Here is a 22,453-nt window from a genome sequence, read left to right as displayed (position 1 = left end):
TCGACGCGAGCCGCGAAGGCATCGAGCGCGCGATTAGTGAGTGGCTCGGCTAGCGCCACCACCTGGAAAACCGGCGCTCCCGCATCACCACCCCTACAGCAGCGGCAGGTAGCGCTCGTGCTCGAAAGGCGTGACGCGTGTGTGGTAGTCGTACCACTCGGCCTTCTTGTTGCGCAAGAACCACTCGAAGACCGGCGTGCCGAGCGCCTCGCGCACGAGCTCACTCGCCTCCATCTCGACAATCGCCTCGTCAAGGTCGCCCGGCAGCTGCGTGATGCCGTGCTCGGCGCGCTGCGCGTCGCTCATCTCGTATACGTCGTCGGTGACATCTGGCGGCAGCTCAAGTCCGCGCGCGATGCCATCGAGACCCGCCGCAAGCATCACCGAAAACGCGAGGTAGGGGTTGCATGCGGGGTCCGGCGAGCGCAGCTCGATGCGAGTGGCGTTCTCCTTGCCAGGCTTATACATCGGCACGCGAACCAGGGCCGAACGGTTGCGGTGCGCCCAGCAGACGTACACAGGCGCTTCGAAGCCGGAAACAAGGCGTTTGTAGCTGTTGACCCACTGGTTAGTCACCGCGCACATGCCGCGAGCGTGATGCAGGATGCCGGCAATATATGACTTTGCGGTTGCCGAGAGGTGGTGCGGGTCGTTCGCGTCGTAAAACGAGTTCTTCCCGTCTTTGAACAGCGACTGATGAACGTGCATCCCGCTACCTGCCTCACCGTAGAGCGGCTTAGGCATGAACGTCGCGTACACGCCGTTTTCCTGCGCGACCTCCTTAACCACGACGCGGTACGTCATGACCTTGTCGGCCATCTCGAGCGCCTCCGCGTAGCGCAGGTCGATCTCGTGCTGACTCGGCCCGACCTCGTGGTGGCTGTACTCGACCTGGATCCCAAAGCGCTTGAGAGCGCGCACCGTATCCATTCGCAAGTCTACCGCGAGGTCGCGGGTGGTCTGGTCGAAGTACGTGCCCAGATCGAGGACCTCGGGCTCGCGGTCGCTCTTGAGGTAGTAGTACTCAAGTTCGGGTCCGACGTACATCGTGAAGCCCATCTCGGCGGCGCGGGCTAGATTGCGCTTGAGAACGTGACGCGGGTCCGCCTCGTACGGCGTGCCGTCGGGGCGCACGATGTCGCAGTACATCGTCGCCACCAACATACCCTTCTGTCGCCACGGCAGTATCTGTAGCGTTGTGGGATCGGGCAGCGCGATCATGTCGGACTCCTGGATGCGCGCGAAGCCCTGGATGGAGCTTCCGTCAAAGCCCATCCCCTCGGTAACCGCGATCTCGAGTTCTTCGACATCGATGGTGAAGCTCTTAAGAAAACCGAGGACGTCGGTGAACCACAAGTGGATGAACTCGATCTTGCGGTCTTTTATCGTCTTGATGACATCGTGGCGGAGCTGCTGGGGCATGATCCCTCCCTGGGGGTCGAAGCACGTTCGAGATTCGCTGTGTATACGCTCTATCGTGACGCAAACACACTACGCTAAACTAGCCCAAATCTGCACGCATCTTCCAAGAATACAAGGAGGCTTCCAGATGTCTGGATACGCTGCCGAGTTCATGGCCGCCGTGAAAGCGAAGGATCCCGGCGAGTTCGAGTTCCATCAAGCGGTGGAAGAGGTCGTGGAATCGTGCGGCGCGGTGCTGGAGCGTCACAAGGTCTACCGGGACGCAAGAATCATGGAGCGCATGGTCGAGCCCGAGCGCGTCATCATGTTCCGGGTGCCGTGGCAAGACGACTTAGGTGCCTTCCACGTCAATCGCGGCTTCCGAATCGAGATGAGCAGCGCGATCGGTCCGTACAAGGGCGGCCTGCGCTTCCATCCCTCCGTCAATCTCGGCATCTTGAAGTTCCTCGCCTTCGAACAGGTCTACAAGAACGCGCTCACCACACTGCCGATGGGCGGCGGCAAGGGCGGCTCGGATTTCGACCCCAAGGGCAAGAGCGACTCAGAGATGATGCGGTTCTGCCAGAGCTTCATGACGGAGCTCGCACGCCACATCGGCCCTGACACTGACGTGCCCGCCGGCGACATCGGTGTTGGCGGCCGCGAGATCGGCTTCATGTTCGGTCAGTACAAGCGGCTCCGCAACGAGTTCACCGGCGTTCTCACCGGAAAAGGACTCAAGTGGGGCGGCTCGCTCATCCGGCCGGAGGCGACGGGATACGGCTGCGTCTACTTCGCAGCCGAGATGCTCGCGACAAAGGGTGACTCCCTCGAAGGCAAAACATGCCTCGTCTCGGGTAGCGGCAACGTCGCCCAGTACACTATTGAGAAGATCCTCGACCTGGGCGGTACCGCCGTCACCGCGTCCGACTCCGGCGGTTTCATCTACGACGAAGCGGGCATCGACCGTGAAAAGCTCGCATTCCTGATGGAGCTCAAGAACGTTCGCCGCGGGCGTATCAGCGAGTACGCCGAGAAGTACCCGGCAGCACACTACACGCCTCTCGACCCGGCACTCGACCACAACCCGCTGTGGGCGATCCCGGCGCAGTGCGCGTTTCCCTCGGCCACGCAAAACGAGATCAACGCCGCCGACGCCGAGAAGTTGCTTTCCGGCGGCGTGACGGTCGTCGCGGAAGGGGCGAACATGCCCTCGAACACCGACGCCATCCGCCGCTTCGTCGACGCTGGGATTCTCTACGCCCCCGGCAAGGCGGCCAACGCGGGCGGTGTGGCCACCTCTGGGCTCGAGATGACGCAGAACAGCATGCGCCTAAGCTGGAGCCGTGAAGAGGTTGACGAGCGCCTCCACACGATCATGAAGAGTATCCACGCGGCGTGCGTAAGCGCCGCCGAGGAGTACGGCGCGCCCGGCAACTACGTCGCCGGCGCGAACATCGCCGGTTTCCTCAAAGTCGCCGACGCGATGCTCGATCAGGGTCTCGTGTAGCGGCCAAGCGTCTTACAACGTCGCCATCTGGATGTTGGAGAACCGGCGACGGTAAAAGCTCATGTAGTCGACCTTTCGCTCGAGCGCGTCTATGATCGCCGCGGCAAAGTTCACCTTCTCGAACTTCATCGCGCTGCCAAACCCGCCCGGAGAAAAGACATTGATCTCCATGAGCTTGTCGCCCACGATGTCGAGGCCCACGAGGAACATGCCGTCAGCGACGAGCTTCGGGCGCACGATCTCGGCAATGCGCAGGTGCGCCTCGGTGATACGCGCCGGAGCGATCTGTCCACCCGCGTGAACGTTGGAGCGGATGTCATCGCCCTGCCGGATGCGCTGGAACGCCGCATACTTGCCTTTGTAGCGCATCGGCTGGCCGTTCATCATGAACAGTCGCGTGTCGCCCTCCTCGGCTTGCTCAAGGTACTCCTGCACGATCACGTAGCCGTCACGAGTGAGCGCGTCAACCATCTGGTTCACGTTCTTGGCGGAAGCGTGGTCGACCAGGAACACCCCTTGCCCGCCGGAGCCCTGCAGCGGCTTGATGACCGCCCTGCCACCCTCCTCCTTGATGAACCCTTTGATCTCGTCCCGGTCCCGAGTGATCAGAGTGCGCGGTCTGACCTCTTCGGGAAAGAGCTGGAAGTACATCTTGTTCGCGGCTTTCGCCAGGCCGTTGGGGTCGTTGAGCACGATGACCCCGTTGCGAAGCGCGACCCGACCGAAGTCGATCCCCGCCCCCTGCCTCCAACCAGCCGCAACGTCTTGCGCCGGGTCGTTTCGCAGCATGAGCACGTCGAGATCATCAACGGTGATACGGCGGGTACGCGCCTTGGGACCCCTGAGTCCTGACAGATACGCGGCCCCAGACTTGTACTTGTCTTTTGGAGCGTGCTTCGCGCGCGCCCTGATCTTCTCATCGGGATCGTACGCGAAGTCTCCCGGCGTCATGATCCACGCCTCGCACCCGCGATTGATCGCGGCCATCGCCATGCGCGTGGTCGTGTACCCCGCCTGCTCGGTCTCTATGTCGTTGACGAGGAAGCCGATCTTCATCTGAGGTTCTGCCCTTTCACGAGGTCGATCACGGTCACTCCGCGACCGGCGTCCGCCAGCCGCGTCTGTACGTCCGGCCTGTGTAAGTATCGCGGTAGAATGGCCGTCGGTGCGAGTACTTTTCTCAGTAACAACTCATCAATAATCGGAAGGTGATCTTCGGCCACCTTGCCGAGGAACAACCGATCGAGATCACGACCCTCCGCGATATGGTCGAGTATCCCCGCGAGTCCCCTCAAATACGCCGCATCCTTGGTAAGCCCTCCGCCCCGAAAAACTCGCGTCGCGATCGTGAAGGAGGCCCGCTGGGTGAATCCGTGGCCGCGCAGGAGACGGAACGTCTCTACGAACCCGGCACCATCAACCATGGCTCGCACCGCGACGACGCGGGCCGCAAGTACCCGCATCCGGTCGCGGTCAAGCCCTCCGCACAGGTACTCGCCGAGGACCGCCAACCCTTCCTGCAATCCCTCGTAGCCGGGAAGCCCGATCGAGAGCATCTTGAACGGCTGAGCGCGTCCGTTGTGATAGGTGACCATGTGAGTGCCGATCTCGTGCTGGATGAGCGCGTCGGCCCGCGACACCGGCACGCGCGCTCCCGCACCCACGAGCAGCTTGCCCTTGCTCACGAGAAGTCCGGCGTAGATGTCGTCGCGCACGACCGGCATCACGCCGAAACCGGGCGTCTGTCTCCGGTACGCAAGGACCTCGGCGGTGGCGAGACCGCAGAATTCCGCGGCGGAAAGAAACGGTCCCCGCCTTTTGCGGCCGGGAGGAAGCAAACCAAGCAGCCGCTCGGCGAGCGCGAAGAGGCCCGGCTCGACGCCACCGTAGAGTTGGAGACTGCCCGGCAAGAACTCGGGTCTGCCTACGTCAGCGAGGAGCGTGATCTGACGGTCGATCTCGATCTGCTTGCGACGAAACAGGTGCATGAGTGTCGGATCCTCGACACGTTCCGGGCGGACCGACCACAACTGGTGTTTGAGCCGCCCCGGGTCCACGGGAAGCGGCCGGTAGTGAAAGGACGGAGCCCGCTCGAAGCGCACACGCTTGAACTCGGCGAACGCGCGCTCAGTGTCGACCGGCGTAACCTGCAGTAGCACGTCGAACCTCTCGCCTACCGCCGCGAGGCGGGCGTCGACGTCGAACACCGCTTTGACGACCGCGCGTCTGCCGAGTTGGTGATAGTGCACGGGGCGCGCGGTGGTGCACGTCCGGGTGAACCGGTACGCCGCGCGATCGGTCGAGACGGTGACTCGCCGAGCGACCTGGCGGACGAGCGCTGGGTACAGGTCGCCACCCTCAGGCGCACGGTAGACCGGCGCGACCTGGAGGCCGAGGATGCTCGCGCGCGCACGGCGCAGCGCGGCCGCGTCGAGGAGCGGCCGCATGCCCGGTGGCGCGATAGCACGGCGGACCTGCGTGGCGACATCAGGAGCGCGGCGGCCGATGCGGGACTCGCGCAGTGCGGATGCGAGTTCTTCGACCGTGGGATCAAGCGCGCCTGAGCCGGAATGCATGACGCGATACGCGGGCTCGGGCGTGTCTCCCGGTGGCGTTCCGCCCTCGGACGCGGCCCATACCTCAACGATAAGGAACGCGTCGAAGATGTCGCCCATGAGCGCGGCGATCGCCTCGGCGAGCTGCGCGACCGTCTCTCGCTCGGCAGGTGAACCGCTCGCCTGGAGAAACGACCCGCCGCCGACCACGAGACGGGCCGTACCAGGGTCGGGACGATCGTGCGGCTTGCGGTAGACAACAAGAAACGGCAGCTGCCTGTCGATGTGCACACGGCCCCAGCCCGGCAGCGAGCGGCGCACCGGCGATTCAGAGGCGAGGCGTGAGACGATCTGCGCGATCCGTTCCCCCCCGAGCTCCCGCGGCCTCCTCACGTGGCATTCCCGCCCGTCACCGCTCGCTCGGCGCACTCGACGCATTCAGCGAGCGAAGCGCGTGTTCGCTCGATGGCCGCGGGGTCACAAACGCCGCTCCACTCGTCCATGAACACCTTCTTGAACTCAAACGCGAGAACGGCCACGTCCCCTCGAAAGATCTCGTGCGCCCACGCCGAGAAGTGCCCTCCGCGAAATCTAACGTTCTCGCGCACGTCGTGGCCGCGCGCGGCAAAGCGCTTCGTCACCGCCTCTACGAGAGGACCCCAGCGCGCTGTGTCGAGCGAACCCGTCCCAATGTTGACCTCTGGGTTAAACTCCGGGCTGTCGACAGGTGCCCCCGGCCCTTCTCGGCGGTGGTTGTACGAGTGCACGTCGAAGACGACGGCGGCACCGTGGCGCGCCACTATCCCGCCGAGAAGGGCCCCCATGAGGTCGTAGAAGCGGTCGTAGAGCTGCAGCGAGCGGTCGATCTCGGTCTCCGGGAGCGACTCGCTCCACACCGTGAGCCCCCACGCTTCTTCGGGCGTGCGATAGACCGCGCCCGCACGCGGCCGGTTGAGATCGACCTCGAACCGGGAGTGCCGGGCGACTACGCGCGTAACCCCGATACGTGCGATCGTATCGGTGTGCGGGTCCTCTTCGCGAAGCCGATCGGCGGGGTCGAGTGCGACATAGGGACGCAGCGACGGACGCAGCGACTGTCCGGCGTGAATCGCGCACGCAACCACAGGCCCGCGCGCGACGTCGACCGTTACGTAGCCATCCGTTACGAGAGAGTGCGTGAATCGACCCATAGTGCGATGATACTCCTCACCGGTCGCTCGTTGTCCGCATCGGGCGGGTGTCGGTCTCAACACGTTTCGCGCAAACTCTGGGAGGGACAACCATGAGCGCTTCCCTCGAAGGTAAGGTCGGCCTCGTCACCGGAGCGGCAATCGGCATCGGACGAGCGGTCGCGCTCGAGATCGCCTCGCGAGGCGCGATCGTGATGCTCGCCGATGTCGACGAGCCAGGTGGCGAGCGGACGGTGCGCGAGATCCTGGACTCTGGTGGCACCGCCGCTTTCACCCGGTGCGACGTCTCTGTCGCCGAGGAGTGCGAAACCCTAGTTGCGGCGACAGTCGGGGCGTTTGGGACGCTGCACCTGGCGGTCAACAACCACGGTATCCCTGGCAGCGCGGGGATCACGGGTGAGTATGACCCTGAGGAGTGGCGCAGGGTGCTGAGCGTGAACTTGGACGGCGTCTTTCACTGCATGCGTTACGAACTCCCCGCGATGGTCGCGGCTGGCGGCGGCGCGATCGTGAACCTGTCCTCAGTGCTCGGGCTCGTGGCGATACCTCAGGCGCCGGCGTACGTGGCAGCAAAGCATGGGGTCATCGGTGTGACACGGGCTGCCGCGGTTGAGTACGCGGCGCACGGCATCCGCGTGAACGCTGTCAGCCCCGGCTTCGTGGGCAGCGACATGCTAGCGCACGCCGGTGTCATGCCCGGATCCGAAGCACACTCATTCGTCGCGGCCAAGCATGCGTTGAACCGCCTCGGCACGCCCGAGGAGATCGCTCACGCGGTCAGTTGGCTCCTTTCAGACGAGGCATCGTTCGTGACCGGCTCGGTGCTCACGGTTGATGGCGGATTCACGGCTCTGTAACTCACGCGAACTTTTGAACCGGCACATACTTTGCTGTATCGTACGTTCAGAGCACTGCGACCCGTCTCCTCCTCCCCCCCTCGGAGGCGGGCAACGCGGCTCACGACATGACAGGACGCGCCTTCCCCCCTCGGCGCGTCCTGTTGTCGTTTTGGAAAGTGACTTCAGATCAGCCAAAGCGTCCGGTGATGTACGCCTCGGTCCTCTTGTCGCCAGGGTTCGTGAACATCGCGCGCGTGTCGCCGATCTCAACAAGTTGCGCGGGCTCGTCCATGCTCTCCCTGAGCATGAACGCTGTCTTGTCCGAGATACGCGCCGCTTGCTGCATGTTATGCGTGACGATGACGATCGTGACCGACGTCTTGAGCTCTTCGATGGTGTCTTCAACCTGTTGAGTCGAGATCGGATCGAGCGATGACGCCGGTTCGTCCATCAAGATCACATCGGGTTGCGTCGCAAGTGCCCGCGCGATGCACAAGCGCTGCTGTTGCCCTCCAGAGAGCTCGAACGCATGCTTGCGGAGGTCCTTCTTCACTTCGCCCCAGAGCGCCGCGCGCACAAGCGACCGCTCGACCACCTCGTCAAGCTCTGAACGCTTGCGAATACCCTGCGTCCGCGGACCATACGCGACATTGTCGTAGATGTTCATCGGAAACGGGTTGGGCTTCTGAAAAACCTGGCCCACGCGAGTCCGGAGCTCCACCGGATCCATCTCTTTGGCGTAGATGTTATTGCCATCGAGCAAGATGACGCCATCCACCAAGGCGCTACTGATCTCGTCGTTCATGCGATTGAGGCATCGCAGAAGTGTCGACTTGCCACATCCAGACGGACCGATGAGCGCGGTGACCGCCCGTGGCGAAATGTGCATCGTCACACCCGCGATCGCCGTCTCGCGACCGTACGTGACGGACACGTCCGACAGTTCGAAACTGCCCGCGCGCGCGTCGTTTCGTGGGGAATCGGTCACCATCTCACCCTTCTTCGCTGATTGGAGCGCCACACTGCCGCCACGACACTGACCGCCGTCACGCCCGCCACGAGCACCAGAGCGGTGCCCCACACGATGTCGACCGGTCGGCCGGTCACCTGGGTAGCCAGTATGAAGATGTGATACGGCAACGCCATCACGTCGGTGAAGATCGTTTCGGGCAACTGCCGCTTGTAATATGCCACAGCGGTGAACAGGATCGGTGCCGTCTCCCCCGCGGCACGTGACAGCCCAAGTATCGAGCCAGTCACAATACCAGGCGCGGCGGCGGGAAGCACGATCCTGTAGATGGTACGCCACCGGGTCGCACCGAGCGCGAGCGATGCCTGGCGCAAGTCCGACGGTACCTGCCTGAGCGCCTCCTCAGTCGCGGTGATGATGACCGGGAGCGTGAGACAGGCAAGGGTCAGGGCACCGGCGATGATTGACTTGCCGAGGCCGGCGAGGTTGACAAAGAGCGCAAGGCCAAACAAACCGTAGACAATCGACGGCACGCCGGCCATGTTGCTGATCGCCAGGCGGACGAGCCGCGTGGTTTTCCCGCGCCCGGCGTACTCGGACAGGAATATCCCTGCCGATATCCCAATCGGGAGGCTGATCGCCGCGGTCCCGAGGGTGAGTGCGAGCGTCCCCACGATGACCGGGAAGATGCCGCCTTCCTTCATCTGCCCCCTGGGGGCCTCGGTGAGAAACTCCCAGCTGATAGCCGGAGCACCTCGCATGATGATGGTCACAAGGAGAAAGAGTGCGGCGCCCACGATGAACGCCGCGGCCGCCCCCGTAATCCCGATAGCGAGCGTCTGGATGATGCGGGCGTTCCTGATCCGTTCACTCCTCACCGCTGCCACCTCCTGCGCTGCTTCTCAAGCACCAGGTCGGCGATGAGGTTGATCACGAACGTCATCGAGAACAGCACGAGGCCGAGGTTGAAGAGTGCCGATTGATGAAGACCGCCCTGAACGGCGTTGCCCATCTCGGCGGCGATCGTACCGGTGATGGTGCGCACCGAGTCAAACACCGAACCCGGAATCACGGCCGCGTTTCCGGTGAGCATGAGAACCGCCATCGTCTCGCCGATAGCGCGGCCCATGCCGAGCATCACGGCGGCGAGCACTCCGGAAGACGCCGAGGGTAGCACAACCTTGTACGTCGTCTGCCAGCGTGTGTTGCCGAGCGCAAGCGAACCTTGCCTAAGGGAATCGGGGACCGCGTGCAGCGCGTCTTCCGATATCGACACGATCGTGGGTGCGATCATGAAGGCGAGCACGATGCCTGCGGAAAGCGCGGAAAACCCGCTGGCGAGCTCGAACGTCTCCTTGACCCACGGAACAACAACCGCAAGGCCGATGAACCCGTAGACGACTGAGGGCACCGCCGCCATGAACTCAGTTATCGCCTTTGCGACCTCTTTTACGGTGCCGGGCGCGAACTCCGAGATGTACACCGCGGCCGCAAGACTCACTGGCACGGACAGGAAAAGCGCGGTAAAGGTCACCAGCGCCGAGCCCGCGATCAAAGGTACAAAACCGAATCGGGGTACGTCTATGGTCGGAAACCACTGCGTCCCGGTAATCATCGTGAGAAAACCCGTCTCGCCAAGAGCCCGCTGCGAGTTTAAGGCGAGGAATACGAATATCGCGGCGAGGATGACGATCGCAACCCACCCGTTTATTACAATCAAGCGCTTGACAAGCCCGTCGGCCGCCCGGCTTGAAACCGGACGGCCGACACGGCCGCCGCGCCGCTTCTCGAAGAAGGGCGATTTCATCAGTTACTGGACCGTCACAAAGCCGAGCTCCTCAACGACCGCCTGACCATCACCGAGGATCCACTCGATGAACACCTGCGCCGCGCCATCCGGTTCGACGGCGGCATACATGAACAGCGGACGGGCAATCGTGTAGCTACCGTCTTTGACAACGCCGGCGCTCGCCGCGACACCATCGATCTCGAGCACCTCCACCTCCGGAACAACGTAGCCAAGTCCCACGTATCCGATAGCGCCGTCGTTGGCGACGGTCTCATCGACGATAGCCTGCGTGGAGGGCAGGAGGCGCGCGGTCGTGGCGTATAGGGCTTCCTCGTCTTCGGCCTGTACGACCGTCTCGAGGAAGAATTCATACGTGCCTGACGCGCTATCACGCGAGAGCACCACGATTTCCTTATCGGGACCGCCCACCTCGCTCCAGTTGACGATCTCGCCGCGGTAGATCGCGCCGAGCTGAGCGAGGGTGAGACCGTCGACACCGAGCGCGGGGTTCACAATCACGGCGATACCATCGTAGGCCACGGTGTACTCGACCGGCGCGCTACCATTGGCGGCCTCGGCCTCGACCTTCTCCTCGTCCTTCATCGGGCGGGAGCCATTCGCGAAATCAACGGTGCCGTTGATAAGCGCGGCGATACCCGTACCGGTGCCGCCACCGGTTACCGAGATGTCGACACCAGCGTTCTCATCCATGAAGACCTCGGCGAGTGCCTGAGCAAGGTTTACCATCGTGTCCGAGCCGCCCACGGTGATCGAGCCGGTGAGTTCCTCGGCCGAAGTGTCTCCTGCGGGCTCATTCGTAGTGCCAGTGCCACACCCCGCGAGGCCCATCACTCCGAGTGAGAGCACCGCGACAAGCGCGAACGAAAATAGCTTCTTCGCTTTCACTTAATACCTCTCCTTACCGTAGTATGCCACGCACCCCACCGGAATCGGTCCGGCGGTTACATGAATGCTATGGTGAAAAGAGGGGTGGTTTGGTTGCACCTTTGTAAACTCCGGTAAGCAATGAGTAAAACTATTGTTACACTGGATTGTATCGTGCGCAAGCCGTGCAAAGATGTGCGTGTCCGCCCCCTACCGGAAGGACCGACCAGAGCATGGCACGAGTCCTCGTCGTTGAAGACGATCCCATCATCGGCCAGACGGTCGAGTACGCATTGCGGCGCGCGGGGTTCGACGCCACCCTTTGCCCCGACGGTTATCAAGCGTTGCAGATCGCCCGCGAGGAGCCACCTGACGTAATCATCCTCGACATCATGTTGCCCGGCACAGACGGCTACTCCTTCGCCGAGCAGTTCCGTAAAGTCGACTCGCAGACGGCGATCATAATGGTCACCGCGCTCGACCAGGAACGCGACAAGGTTCGCGGTCTCGACGCGGGAGCTGACGACTACATGACCAAGCCGTTCTCGATGGAAGAGCTTCTCGCCCGTGTCCGGGCAAACCTTCGCCGCGTCCGCGAGCGCGCCGTCCTGACAGCCGACGAGCCCATCGCGACAGGGGACCTCTACATCGAGCCGAGCGAGCTTCGCGTAAGCGTGGCAGGAAAGCCCGCCAGGCTACGGTTGAAAGAGTTCCAACTGCTCGTAGCGCTCGCCCGTAACGAAGGCACGTTGCAGACAAGGGAGAGGCTGGCGCGGCACGTATGGGGCTACGAATTCCTGCCCTCTTCGCGCACGATCGACGTACATATCCGCAGACTCCGCCAAGCGGTCGAGGAACCGAGCGCGTACGACTACATCCACACCGTCCATGGTATGGGATACCGATTCGACCCGGTTCCCAAAGGAGACGTCTCCACGGACGCAATCGACGCCGGAGGGTGATCACCACTGTGCGCCGCCGTATCGGCTCGTACCGGGCGCGTCTGACGGCCGGCATCCTCGCGGTCGCGGGTGTGCTCGTATCGGGCTGGGTGTTGACGACCGTCACGTCCCCGCGACACTTCTGGCTCGTGTTCGCAACGGCCCTCGTCTGCGCGCTCGCGCTCACGATCCGGCTTTCCGCACGAGCGGCGAGTCCCGTCGAACGCCTCTCTGCCGCAGCACGTTCGATTGCCGAGGGAAACCTCCGGGTCGCGGTACCGCTCGACGGCGGTGGACTCGCCGAACTCGCGGACGCGCTCACAGACCTGAGAACCCAGATGCGCGACCGTTTGGCCGAGTCAGAAGCCGAGCAAGCCAACCTTCGAGCCGTCCTCGACGGCCTTACCGACGCCGTGCTCCTGCTCCACGACGATCGCATCGTGTTTGCGAACAACGCGACGAGCCTCATGTTCCGGCCGCCTGCTCGAGGATGGCGTGACCGCCAGCTTTCCGAAACTGAGCTCCCGGCACCCGTGCGCGGCATCATCTTGGGCCACCTCGATTCGACCGAGGCGACCACCGAGGAATGCCTGCCCGACCCTTCCGGCCGCACCGTGCGAGTAGTCGTGATGCCCCTCAATCCCACCGAGCGCCACGGCCGAACCCTCGTGGTCGTGAGCGACACGACGGAGCGCACGCGGCTCGAGCGCGTACGCCGCGACTTCGTGGCAAACGCAAGTCACGAGCTCAAGACCCCCGTGGCGGCGATTCACCTGCTCGCCGAATCCGCGATGCACGCCGCCGAGGATGGCGATACCGACCAGGCGCTCACGTTTGCGAGCCGGATCGAACAGGAGTCAGCCCGTCTCAGCCGCCTGGTGACCGACCTCCTCGACCTCTCCCGGCTCGAATCTACCCCCGCCCCGGAAAGCGTGACCGACATCCGTGCGGTCGTCGATAACGCCATTGCCGGGCACCGCGCGGCATCGAGCGAGCGGGGTCTCGCGCTTCTCGTCGACGACACCGAGGTGAGTGATGAGGGCGTGTTCGCGAAAGCGGATCCAACCGACGTCGCGGTCGCGCTCGACAACCTGCTCGATAACGCGATCACCTACACAGAGAGCGGCTCGGTTACTGTGTCGATCGGAGCTGACGCCGACGTCGTACGGCTGACGGTGACAGACACCGGGATCGGAATTCCTTCCGAGGACGTGCCGCGAATCTTCGAACGCTTCTACCGCGTGGATCGGGCTCGCTCGCGCAACAGCGGCGGCACCGGACTCGGGCTCGCGCTCGTCCGCCACGTGGCGGAACGCTCGACGGGATCGGTAGAGGTCGCCTCCGAGCCGGACCAGGGATCGGCGTTCACCCTCACCTTGCTGCGGGCACGATGAGGGCCGCGGCGGTCGGCACAGCCGCCTTCGCGCCCGAGGCCTCCGCCACTATCATCGGTCGCGCGCGGTAACCCGCCAGACATACCCGGCCACAAACACCGTGAGGAACGCTGAACCGAGCAACCACGACGCGACGATGTCGCCGAGATAATGCACGCCTAAGTAGACGCGCGAGAGTGCCACGCCGACCGCGAGCAGGGTGCACGCGATGATTCCGCCGAACTTGACGCTGACCCGCTCCGCACGCACGAACACAACAAAGGCGATCACTCCGAAGAACAGAATCGCCGCGAGCGCGTGCCCCGAGGGAAACGAGTAGCACTCCGGCACTGGTATCCGTGCGATTTCGATGCCCGGCCGGGCGCGCTCAACAACCTCCTTGAGCACCGTGCCAGCCGCCATGCCTACGGCCATCGTCACCGCGAGCAACACAGCCTCCGCTCGCCATCGTTTCAGCAGCAGGAGCAACACTCCCACGACAGTGAGCAACACCATCACCACAACGTCCCCGAGCGTGGTGAGCAACTCCGCAAACGCGATGAGCCCCGGCACCTGCACGTCGCGCACTGCCGCCGAGATGCGCTGATCGGTCTGTTGGAATGCGGGAAATAGCAGAATCGCCGCAGTCAGCCCAAGGAAAAGCACTAACGCCACGCCAGCCGCCACGACGGCCAAGCCCGGCCCCAGGTCGCGACTCCACGGGTTGACTCCCTTGAGTGAGCGCGGACGACCGTTCATCGTAGCCTCCTACGCTCCGGCGGCGTCGACGAGCCGGGCCGCGACCTGCTTCTTCCGGGAGAGCACGCCCTCCATCCATGCGGAGCCGCCATCGAGCGAGATGCCGAGCGCGCGCTCGGCTAGCCGGATATTCCCGGCCGCAATGATCTCGCTACCCTCGCGCACCACATCGGTCACCATGAGCAGTACGAGGTCGTATCCGCGCGCCTCGCGAAGTGACTCCATCACGCGCCTGACCTCACCTACGTGCTCCATCACCTCGGCGATGTCGACCGTCTCGATCTGGCCGATCGCCGTCAGATTGTCGCCGGCACGATACTCCTTGAGATCGGCCTTCACCACGCGCTCTGCGGAAAACGCCCGCCCGGCCCCCCGAGCGCGAAACATCTCCATCCCAAACTCCGCCGCGTCAACCCCGACCCTGCGCGCGAGCCGTTCGGCCACAGCACGATCTGTATCGGTGGTGGTGGGTGATTTGAGCAGGACCGTATCGGTGAGAACGGCGGCGAGCAGGATCCCGGCCATAGCGACCGGTATGCTCACGCCGAGTTCCTCGTAGCGCAGCGCGACGATCGTCGCGGTCGCCCCCACCGGGATGTTGAGGAACAGGATGGGGCCGGTCGTCTGGATGTCACCGATCCGGTGGTGATCGACGACCTCGATGACCGCCGCCTCCTCGACCCCAGGCGCCGACTGCGCGACTTCATTGTGATCGACAAGCACCACACGCCGGCGATCGCCCCGCACAACGTTAGTGCGCGTCAGAATGCCGGCGACACGGCGCTCCGTGTCGAGCACGAGGGCCTCGCGATGCGTCGAGCCAAACAAATCCTCGACCGCCTCGGCGAGGAGTGTGTCGGGATGGAAGGTGAGGATGTCGGTGTCCATGATGTCGGCGACGGTGTGCGAGAGATTGACGAGCCGGGCGGTACCAAACGTGTCGTGGTGCGTTGCGATGACGGCCGCGCCCTTCTCGGCGGCGAGGGTGAGCACGTCGGCGGCAGGCCTGTGGCCCCCGCTCACGATGAGGCATGCAATGCCCGCTTGGAGAGCCATAGGCTGGGTGCGGCGACGGTCTCCCACGATGATGGTGTCGCCAGGGCTGATGTATCCGCGCATCGTCTCCGGCTCCATGGCCCCGATCAGCACGTTGCCCGAAAGGGTCGCTGCGGCATCACCTGCAAGCAACTCGCCATCGAGTACATCGACGAGGTGGCCCACGGTCACGGACACATCCGCGAAGCCGCGCATCTCGGTCTCGCTGAGGTACGCTTCCGCGAGGATCCGCTGATTGACGAGGCCGCGGACGACTCCGTCCTCCACCACCGGCAACGCACGGACATTGTGCTCGCGCATGATGCGGCCGACGTCGAGCATCGTCGTGTCCGCGCCGACCGTGACGACATCCGTGGTCATGACGTCACGAACGCGGGTACGCACGTGGATGATCTCCTCGGGCAGCGCCACACCAAAGCGCGCGAACACCCACTCCGTTTCCGGGGCCACCGCCCCGAGGCGCACCGGGACGTAAACGTTGTGCGCGTCGGTGAGGTTCTTCAGGTGTGCATACGCGACCGCCGAGCAAATGGAGTCGTTGTCTGGGTTCTTGTGGCCAAAGACAAGCACGGGACCCATCGGTCAGTCTACCTCCGATCTGATGCGGTCGTGGGGTCTAGTCTCGCACGTTGCGCAGCGGCGCGAAACCAGCAAGTAACTTCTTGGTACCCGCTTTTTCGAAGGCGATCGTGAGCTTGTCGCCGTCGACTGAGATGATGCGGCCGAGTCCGAATATCTTGTGCTCGACGGTGGTACCGGGCTCGAAGGACTCCGCGGGGTTCGCGGCAGCGGCCTCAGCACGCACGGAATGACCGCTCCCGAAGACACGACCGCCTCCGGCCTCGCCCGCACCAAGCCCGCGAGAAGCGCCAGATGGCCCGAAGCCATGCCCGGAACCGCGCGAGCCCGCGCCCCGGCGTCCGTACCCGGCCCCACTCAAGCCCGCAGAGCCGAGCCCGCTTGCGGTTACGTGCTCCTCGGGTATCTCGGCGATGAAGCGGCTCGGCGGGTTGTGCTGCGTGGCACCGTAGAGGTTACGCGCGTACGCGTGGGTGAGGTAGAGACGCTCGCGGGCACGCGTGATGCCCACGTATGCGAGACGTCGCTCCTCTTCGAGACCGGAAGCGTCATGCATGGAGTTGGCGTGCGGGAAGATCTGGTCCTCGAGGCCCACGATGAACACCACCGGGAACTCAAGGCCTTTGGCCGAGTGGATCGTCATCATCGTGACCGCCCGTTCGCCGTCGACGAGCGTGTCGATGTCTGTGCGCAGCGCGACCCACTCCATGAAGGCTGCCAAGTCGGCTTCGTGGTGAGCCTCGGCAAACTCTCCTACCACCCCAAAGAACTCGCGGATGTTTTCGATACGTCCCTCGGCTTCGATAGTGCGCTCCGCCTCCAGCGCGCCGATGAGCGCGGAACGCTCGATGATCGCCTCGACTAAGTCGCGCAGGTCGCCGCCGTCGGCCACAAGCGCACGCATCCCTTCGATGAGCTCGATGAATGCCGCGAGCTTGCTGCGCGGACCGGTTCCGAGCCACTCGGCGGTCACCGCGGTGCGCATCGCGTCTTCAAACCCCATGCCGGTGCGTATCCGCTCGTACTCGATCTTGTCTATCGTCGACGCCCCAATGCCGCGTTTGGGCTTGTTCACGACGCGCTTGAGCGCAACCTCGTCGGCGGGATTCACCACCGCGCGCACGTACGCCATGACATCCCGGATCTCGGCGCGGTCGAAGAATCGTGTACCGCCCACGATCTGGTAGGGTACGCCGGCGCGCAGGAACGTGTCCTCGAGCACGCGCGATTGGGCGTTCGTGCGATAGAAGACGGCCGCATCGGCGTAGGAGCGGCCGTCTTCGCGCAGCAAGCGCTCGATTTCGGTCGCGACGAAACGGGCCTCATCGCGCTCATCGCTCGCGTGGTAGCGGCTAATCGACTCCCCGCCGACGTTCGCGGTCCACAGCGTCTTGGGTTTGCGCCCAGCGTTGTTGGCGACTACCGCGTTGGCCGCGGCGAGGATCGTCGCCGTCGAACGATAGTTCTGCTCGAGCTTGACGACGGTCGCTTCCGGGTAGTCGCGCTCGAAATCGAGAATGTTGCCGATATCCGCACCTCGCCAACCGTAGATCGACTGGTCGTCGTCGCCGACCACCATGAGATTGCGATGGCGCGCCGCGAGCAGGTTCACGATGCGATACTGCGCGTGATTGGTGTCCTGGTACTCGTCGACGTGGAGGTAGCGGAAGCGCTTCTGGTACGCCGAGAGAACATCAGGGTGCTCGGCGAGGAGACGGTGCGCCTCGACGAGCAGGTCGTCAAAGTCGAGCGCGTTTGCCTCGCGCATTCGCGCGCGGTAGAGCGGGAAGACCTTCGCCGCCGCCTTGTCAAGCGGGCTCACCGCCGCCTGGGCGAACTGTGCGGGCTCGATAAGTTCGCTTTTCGCGGCCGAGATTCGGTTCATGATCGCGTTGGCGGGGTACCGCTTGGGATCGTAGGAAAGCTCGGCCATCACGGCCGCGATCATGCGCTTCGCGTCGTCAGTGTCGTAGATGGTGAACGTGCGAATGAGGCCCACCCGTGCGGCATCCGCGCGCAGCATCCGCACACACATCGCGTGGAACGTGAGTACCCACATTGCCCGCACGCACGGACCGCAGAGCGCGCCCAGGCGCGAACGCATCTCCTCGGCTGCCTTGTTGGTGAAAGTGATGGCGAGGATCTCGGCAGCTGAGACGCCGAGTTCTCCGACGAGGCGCGCGATGCGATGCGTGAGCACGCGCGTCTTTCCCGAGCCAGCGCCGGCCAGCACGAGAAGGGGGCCTTCCGTCGTGAGCGCCGCGTCACGCTGGGCAGGGTTGAGAGTGAGAAGATCGATGGTCATGGGAGAGCCAGTGTAGCGGGTAGAGGTGAGGCACGGAAGGGCTGCCGTACGCCATTGTGCGATGGGCTTCCACGCACCGCGCTCGCTACTTCACGAATTTGATCATCGAGAACGAGTCGCTGGTCTCCTTGAGGCACGAGTCATGCACGGGGCGTCTCTCACCCTTGGTGAACTGGATGTTGCCGCACCGGTCGCACACGGACAGCCCGCACACATGACACGCGCCGCACCGCCGCGCACCTACCGCGCCGCAGTGCGCGCAGAACCTCGCGGTGCCGCTTGCCATCACGCTTCAGCTCCCGAGTCGCACGCGCCATCCTGCCGCGAACGCATGGACGCCACGGCGGCCAAACTCAACTAAGTGAGCGCCTTGCCAACCGCGTTCGCGATACCAGCAAGATCATCCACGAGTGCGCGAAGTCCCGCCATGTCGAGCGATTGCGGACCGTCACAGAGCGCTTCGCGCGGGTTGGGGTGCGCCTCGACCATTATGCCGTCGGCCCCCACCGCTACCGAAGCACGGGAGACCGCTGGCACGAGATCAGCAGAGCCGGTAGGGTGTGACACATCCACGATGATCGGCAGGAGCGAGAGCTTCTTGACCACCGGAACCGCGCTTATGTCAAGCGTGAAGCGGGTCGCCGTCTCAAACGTGCGGATTCCCCGCTCGCACAGGATCACGTTTTCGTTGCCGCTCATCGTGATGTAGTTGCTCGCTTGGAGCCACTCCTCGATCGTCGCCGCCATGCCGCGCTTGAACACTACCGGCTTGCGCGACTCCGCGGTCACCTCACCGATCTTTTTGAGGAGTGAGAAATTCGCCATGTTTCGCGTGCCCACCTGAAGGATATCAGCGTACGCGTCTACGATCTCGATGTGCGCCGAGTCCACGACCTCTGTCACCACGAGCAAGCCAAACTCATCGGCGGCCTCACGCATGAGCTCTAGGCCCTTTTCCTCAAGGCCCTGGAACGAGAAGGGCGACGTGCGCGGTTTGTACGCGCCACCGCGCATCACCCGCACGCCGAGCTCCATGAGCGTCGAGGCTACCTCGCGCATCTGCTCGCGGCTCTCCACTGAGCACGGGCCGGCAATGATCGTCATGCCCCTATCTCGAGCGATCGCGCCTACTGCGCGCGCGAGTCCTGGAGCCTCCTCGGCGATCATCGGTCCCTCAACTCCTTCATCACGTGAAGTATCGCCTCGTAGATCTCGCGAAGGTTCTCGCCATAAAGAGGGCCCTCGTTGCAGCGCGCGAGGTTGGCAAAGATCTCCTCTTCGCGCTTGGGGTCGTACAAGCTCCAGTGCACGTGGGGCTTGAGGCTGCGAATGGCAAGTGCCTCAGTGGCACGCTCGTTTAAGAGCCGCACGATCTGGCAGTCGATCGCGTCGATGCGCTCACGGTGTTGCGCGATCTGCTCGGTGGCCTCGGCCGATGGCTGGTCGGTCATCTCGGGTTCCCCCTTGCGTGGTCGAACCGTACCGCGGGCTTGCGGTGTCTGGGTATTGTACGACGAAGCACGGCGCATGTCGCAGCGTTGACCTGGCCGCGACTACGATACACTCACTAATCGCGTAGTCGGGGCCGGATGACCGCTCCTTCACCAGCACGCGATCCGCAATCGGTGCCGCCCTCTTACCTCTGGACCAGGGTGTCTCACACGTTAAAGCGCACGTGAAGGATATCGCCGTCCGCGACGATGTAGTCCTTGCCCTCGACGCGCAGCAACCCCGCCTCTTTGACGGCGTGCTCACTCCCGTGGGCGATGAACACGTCGTAGGGCATGACCTCGGCCCGGATAAAGCCCCGCTCAAGGTCGGAGTGGATCTTGCCGGCGGCTGCGCGGGCAGTCATGCCGCGCGCTATCGTCCAGGCGCGCACCTCGTCCTCGCCTACCGTGAAGAAGCTGATGAGGTCGAGGAGCCCGTACGCGGTCCGAATGAAGCGAGCGAGCGCTGGCTCGGCAAGGCCGAGATCCTCGAGGAAGGCGGCCTGATCGCCGGGGTCGAGCGCGGCGATCTCCGCCTCCACGCTCGCCGAGAGTGCGAGGCCGGCAGCACCCAACTCGTCGATGCGCGGCTCCAGGTCGCCCGGCAGCGGCTCGGCGGCGCGGTCCTCGTCCCGGTTCACAACCACGAGCAGCGGTCGGTCCGTGAGCAACTGGTACCCCTTGAGCTGGCCGCGATCGAGCTCGCTGGCCGAGAGGGTACGCAGCGGCCTGCCGTCTTCGAGCACGCCCTGCATTCGCTCGAGGCGGTCGCGGTCGGTCTGCGACAGATTCTCCTTGCGCGCCCGAACGAGCAGCCCCTCGACGATCCCGAGGTCCGCGAGGATGCACTCGTCGGAGAACGCGTTCAGGTCCCGCAGCGGGTCGGCGTGACCCTCGACCGCCGGGTTGTCGAAGTCGCGGAGCACGAGCGCGAGGGCCTCCTGCTCACGGATGGTCGTGAGCGCGCGCGTCGAGAGACCCGCACGCTCCGCTCCGTGCTCGCCGGGGATGTCGCAGAAGGTCATCTCGGCGTACGTGGTCTTCTTAGGACTGAACATCGCTGAGAGCCGGTCGATCCGCTCGTCGGGCACACGCACGGTGCCGAGGCGCACCTCGCCGCCGTACCCGACCGGCACGTCGAAGCCGGTCATCGTGTTGAACACTGTGGTCTTGCCCGAGCCGGCGAAGCCGACGAGCCCGATCTTCATCCCTGTCTCACCTGTCCGTCCTGCGGAGATGGCACGCCCGCCCGGCCTACTCCCACTCGATGGTGCCGGGCGGCTTGCTCGTGATGTCGTAAGCGACGCGATTGATGCCGTCGACCTCGTTGATGACGCGGTTGGAGATGCGCGCGAGCAGGTCGTGCGGCAGTCGCGCCCAGTCCGCGGTCATCGCATCTGCCGAGGCGACCGCGCGCACGATTATGGGGTGCCCGTAGGTGCGCTCGTCGCCCATGACGCCCACGCTGCGGATATCGGGCAGCACGGCGAAGTACTGCCAGACCTCACGGTCACGGTCCCACGCGAGGATCTCCTCGCGCACGATCGCGTCAGCCGCACGTAACAGCTCAAGCTTATCGTACGTGACCTCACCGATGATGCGAACCGCAAGGCCCGGACCTGGGAACGGCTGCCTGTGGACTATCTCGTCGGGCAGGCCAAGTTCGGCGCCCACCGCGCGCACCTCGTCTTTGAAGAGCGCCTTGAGCGGCTCGATGAGGTCGAAGTGCACGCCTTCCGGAAACGGGATGAGGTTGTGGTGACTCTTGATCTTGGCTGCGGTCTTCGAGCCGGATTCGATGACGTCAGGGTAGAGCGTACCCTGCGCGAGCCATTTGACGCCCTCAAGCCGCTCGGCTTCCTCGAAGAATACCTTCCAGAACTCCTCGCCGATGATGCGGCGCTTTTCCTCTGGATCGGTCACGTTGGCGAGCGCGGCAAGGTAACGTTGCTCGGCTTCGACATGCACGAGGTCGATGTGGAACTGATCGCGAAAGACGTGTGCGACCTCGTTGGCCTCGTTCAAGCGCAGCAGGCCGTGGTCGACAAAGACGCACGTGAGCTGATCACCGATCGCGCGATGCAGCAGCGCGGCGACCACGCTAGAATCCACGCCGCCGGAAAGCCCGCAAATGACGCGGTCACTCCCGACCATCTCGCGCACCCGCTCGACCGTCTCGTCGATGATGTTGACCATCGTCCAAACCGGTGGGATACCCGCGATTTCGTAAAGGAAGGTCTTGATGATTCGCTGGCCATACTCGGTGTGCGCGACCTCGGGATGAAACTGGGTGGCGTAGAGGTTGCGTTCCGGATCCTCCATAGCGGCCACGGCGGTCGTTGCGGTCCGTGCCGTGACCGAGAAGCCCGCGGGCACCTCGCCCACGCTGTCGCGGTGACTCATCCATACCTGGCTGCGAGCCGGCACGCCCGCAAGCAGACGGCTCGCCGACTCGAGCACCTCAAGCTCAGCAAACCCGTACTCGCCGACGCCGGTGAGCGGGATATCGCCGCCGAGATGCAGCGCCATCTCCTGGATGCCATAGCAAAAGCCGAGCACCGGGATTCCGAGCTCGAGCACGCGTGGGTCCATGTGCGGAGCGTTCTCGGCGTACACACTCGCCGGCCCGCCCGAAAGGATGATCGCCGCAGGTGCGCGCCGCGCGACCTCCTCGGCGGAGATGTCGTACGGGAGTATCTCGCTGAAAACGCGGGCTTCACGCACGCGACGTGCAATCAGCTGCGCGTACTGGGCCCCGAAGTCGAGCACGATGACGGTGGGTTGGCGCTCATGGTAGGTGGCTGTCACGCG

The 22,453-nt window shown here is 64.1% G+C and carries 19 protein-coding genes; 4 read left to right on the top strand and 15 right to left on the bottom strand.

The genetic code is table 11. The features are described 5' to 3' along the window. Nucleotides 1–93: 93 nt before the first annotated feature. Entirely contained in the window at nt 94–1,422 is a 1,329-nt protein-coding gene (locus tag KGZ40_04190) for a glutamine synthetase (protein ID MBS3956715.1), read from the bottom strand. A 127-nt stretch (nt 1,423–1,549) separates the two neighbouring features. On the opposite strand from KGZ40_04190, the gene gdhA reads away from it, so the two are divergent. After that, nucleotides 1,550–2,911, top strand: a complete 1,362-nt coding sequence (gene gdhA, locus KGZ40_04185; GenBank protein MBS3956714.1) for an NADP-specific glutamate dehydrogenase — start codon at nt 1,550–1,552, stop codon at nt 2,909–2,911. Between the two features lie 12 nt (nt 2,912–2,923). Here gdhA and KGZ40_04180 read toward each other — a convergent pair whose 3' ends face one another. The 3 genes from KGZ40_04180 to KGZ40_04170 are packed head-to-tail and all read right to left on the bottom strand — an operon-like array spanning nt 2,924 to nt 6,656. Next, nucleotides 2,924–3,967 carry a glutathione synthase gene (locus KGZ40_04180; protein ID MBS3956713.1) on the bottom strand — a complete coding sequence of 348 codons (1,044 nt, stop codon included), beginning with the start codon at nt 3,965–3,967 and terminating at the stop codon, nt 2,924–2,926. Next, nucleotides 3,964–5,859 (bottom strand): DUF1704 domain-containing protein, encoded by a 1,896-nt coding sequence (locus tag KGZ40_04175; protein ID MBS3956712.1) that lies wholly within the window; start codon nt 5,857–5,859, stop codon nt 3,964–3,966. Before KGZ40_04175 ends, KGZ40_04180 begins: the two co-directional genes overlap by 4 nt. Then, entirely contained in the window at nt 5,856–6,656 is an 801-nt protein-coding gene (locus tag KGZ40_04170) for an N-formylglutamate amidohydrolase (protein ID MBS3956711.1), read from the bottom strand. Before KGZ40_04170 ends, KGZ40_04175 begins: the two co-directional genes overlap by 4 nt. Before the next feature lie 92 nt (nt 6,657–6,748). Between KGZ40_04170 and KGZ40_04165 the strand changes: the two genes are divergently transcribed. After that, nucleotides 6,749–7,513: an SDR family oxidoreductase gene (locus KGZ40_04165; protein ID MBS3956710.1), complete on the top strand. Its 765-nt coding sequence runs from the start codon at nt 6,749–6,751 to the stop codon at nt 7,511–7,513. A gap of 169 nt (nt 7,514–7,682) precedes the next feature. Here the strand turns inward: KGZ40_04165 and pstB are convergent, their stop codons facing one another. The 4 genes from pstB to KGZ40_04145 are packed head-to-tail and all read right to left on the bottom strand — an operon-like array spanning nt 7,683 to nt 11,160. Continuing rightward, nucleotides 7,683–8,486 carry a phosphate ABC transporter ATP-binding protein gene (gene pstB, locus KGZ40_04160; protein ID MBS3956709.1) on the bottom strand — a complete coding sequence of 268 codons (804 nt, stop codon included), beginning with the start codon at nt 8,484–8,486 and terminating at the stop codon, nt 7,683–7,685. Continuing rightward, a complete protein-coding gene (gene pstA / locus KGZ40_04155; protein MBS3956708.1) occupies nt 8,480–9,328 on the bottom strand; it encodes a phosphate ABC transporter permease PstA in 849 nt (282 codons plus the stop codon). The genes pstB and pstA overlap by 7 nt, the downstream gene beginning before the upstream one ends. Nucleotides 9,329–9,339: 11 nt before the next feature. Next, nucleotides 9,340–10,272 (bottom strand): phosphate ABC transporter permease subunit PstC, encoded by a 933-nt coding sequence (gene pstC / locus KGZ40_04150; GenBank protein MBS3956707.1) that lies wholly within the window; start codon nt 10,270–10,272, stop codon nt 9,340–9,342. Nucleotides 10,273–10,275: 3 nt separating this feature from the next. Continuing rightward, entirely contained in the window at nt 10,276–11,160 is an 885-nt protein-coding gene (locus KGZ40_04145; GenBank protein ID MBS3956706.1) for a phosphate ABC transporter substrate-binding protein, read from the bottom strand. Nucleotides 11,161–11,372: 212 nt separating this feature from the next. Between KGZ40_04145 and KGZ40_04140 the strand changes: the two genes are divergently transcribed. Next, the gene (locus tag KGZ40_04140) at nt 11,373–12,101 is read left to right on the top strand and encodes a response regulator transcription factor (protein MBS3956705.1); all 729 of its coding nucleotides are present in this window, start codon (nt 11,373–11,375) and stop codon (nt 12,099–12,101) included. An 8-nt stretch (nt 12,102–12,109) separates the two neighbouring features. Then, nucleotides 12,110–13,474 carry a hypothetical protein gene (locus tag KGZ40_04135; GenBank protein MBS3956704.1) on the top strand — a complete coding sequence of 455 codons (1,365 nt, stop codon included), beginning with the start codon at nt 12,110–12,112 and terminating at the stop codon, nt 13,472–13,474. A gap of 51 nt (nt 13,475–13,525) precedes the next feature. On the opposite strand, the gene KGZ40_04130 is transcribed toward KGZ40_04135, so the two are convergent. The 7 genes from KGZ40_04130 to guaA all read right to left on the bottom strand — a co-directional run bounded on the left by KGZ40_04130 (nt 13,526) and on the right by guaA (nt 22,450). Further along, nucleotides 13,526–14,212: a phosphatase PAP2 family protein gene (locus KGZ40_04130; protein MBS3956703.1), complete on the bottom strand. Its 687-nt coding sequence runs from the start codon at nt 14,210–14,212 to the stop codon at nt 13,526–13,528. 9 nt (nt 14,213–14,221) lie between these two features. Beyond that, nucleotides 14,222–15,847 (bottom strand): putative manganese-dependent inorganic diphosphatase, encoded by a 1,626-nt coding sequence (locus tag KGZ40_04125; GenBank protein ID MBS3956702.1) that lies wholly within the window; start codon nt 15,845–15,847, stop codon nt 14,222–14,224. 37 nt (nt 15,848–15,884) lie between these two features. Further along, on the bottom strand, nt 15,885–18,152 hold the full coding sequence (locus KGZ40_04120) for a UvrD-helicase domain-containing protein (GenBank protein ID MBS3956701.1): 2,268 nt from the start codon (nt 18,150–18,152) through the stop codon (nt 15,885–15,887). A 357-nt stretch (nt 18,153–18,509) separates the two neighbouring features. Beyond that, on the bottom strand, nt 18,510–19,319 hold the full coding sequence (gene aroF, locus KGZ40_04115) for a 3-deoxy-7-phosphoheptulonate synthase (GenBank protein MBS3956700.1): 810 nt from the start codon (nt 19,317–19,319) through the stop codon (nt 18,510–18,512). Then, nucleotides 19,316–19,603 (bottom strand): chorismate mutase, encoded by a 288-nt coding sequence (locus tag KGZ40_04110; GenBank protein MBS3956699.1) that lies wholly within the window; start codon nt 19,601–19,603, stop codon nt 19,316–19,318. Before KGZ40_04110 ends, aroF begins: the two co-directional genes overlap by 4 nt. Before the next feature lie 206 nt (nt 19,604–19,809). Continuing rightward, nucleotides 19,810–20,850 (bottom strand): YchF family ATPase, encoded by a 1,041-nt coding sequence (locus KGZ40_04105; GenBank protein ID MBS3956698.1) that lies wholly within the window; start codon nt 20,848–20,850, stop codon nt 19,810–19,812. Nucleotides 20,851–20,896: 46 nt separating this feature from the next. Next, nucleotides 20,897–22,450 (bottom strand): glutamine-hydrolyzing GMP synthase, encoded by a 1,554-nt coding sequence (guaA, locus tag KGZ40_04100; protein MBS3956697.1) that lies wholly within the window; start codon nt 22,448–22,450, stop codon nt 20,897–20,899. Nucleotides 22,451–22,453 lie beyond the last annotated feature (3 nt).

The sequence above is a fragment of the Clostridiales bacterium genome, from assembly GCA_018333995.1.
Classification (GTDB): domain Bacteria; phylum Actinomycetota; class Coriobacteriia; order Anaerosomatales; family SLCP01; genus JAGXSG01.
This window is presented reverse-complemented; position numbering and strand designations above follow the sequence as displayed.

What these genes read in the sequence shown, in the direction of transcription:
- KGZ40_04190 (MBS3956715.1), bottom strand. Translation starts at nt 1,422, where the DNA reads ATGCCCCAGCAGCTCCGCCACGATGTCATCAAGACGATAAAAGACCGC.
- gdhA (MBS3956714.1), top strand. Translation starts at nt 1,550, where the DNA reads ATGTCTGGATACGCTGCCGAGTTCATGGCCGCCGTGAAAGCGAAGGAT.
- KGZ40_04180 (MBS3956713.1), bottom strand. Translation starts at nt 3,967, where the DNA reads ATGAAGATCGGCTTCCTCGTCAACGACATAGAGACCGAGCAGGCGGGG.
- KGZ40_04170 (MBS3956711.1), bottom strand. Translation starts at nt 6,656, where the DNA reads ATGGGTCGATTCACGCACTCTCTCGTAACGGATGGCTACGTAACGGTC.
- KGZ40_04165 (MBS3956710.1), top strand. Translation starts at nt 6,749, where the DNA reads ATGAGCGCTTCCCTCGAAGGTAAGGTCGGCCTCGTCACCGGAGCGGCA.
- pstB (MBS3956709.1), bottom strand. Translation starts at nt 8,486, where the DNA reads ATGGTGACCGATTCCCCACGAAACGACGCGCGCGCGGGCAGTTTCGAA.
- pstC (MBS3956707.1), bottom strand. Translation starts at nt 10,272, where the DNA reads ATGAAATCGCCCTTCTTCGAGAAGCGGCGCGGCGGCCGTGTCGGCCGT.
- KGZ40_04140 (MBS3956705.1), top strand. Translation starts at nt 11,373, where the DNA reads ATGGCACGAGTCCTCGTCGTTGAAGACGATCCCATCATCGGCCAGACG.
- KGZ40_04130 (MBS3956703.1), bottom strand. Translation starts at nt 14,212, where the DNA reads ATGAACGGTCGTCCGCGCTCACTCAAGGGAGTCAACCCGTGGAGTCGC.
- KGZ40_04125 (MBS3956702.1), bottom strand. Translation starts at nt 15,847, where the DNA reads ATGGGTCCCGTGCTTGTCTTTGGCCACAAGAACCCAGACAACGACTCC.
- KGZ40_04120 (MBS3956701.1), bottom strand. Translation starts at nt 18,152, where the DNA reads ATGACCATCGATCTTCTCACTCTCAACCCTGCCCAGCGTGACGCGGCG.
- aroF (MBS3956700.1), bottom strand. Translation starts at nt 19,319, where the DNA reads ATGATCGCCGAGGAGGCTCCAGGACTCGCGCGCGCAGTAGGCGCGATC.
- KGZ40_04110 (MBS3956699.1), bottom strand. Translation starts at nt 19,603, where the DNA reads ATGACCGACCAGCCATCGGCCGAGGCCACCGAGCAGATCGCGCAACAC.
- KGZ40_04105 (MBS3956698.1), bottom strand. Translation starts at nt 20,850, where the DNA reads ATGAAGATCGGGCTCGTCGGCTTCGCCGGCTCGGGCAAGACCACAGTG.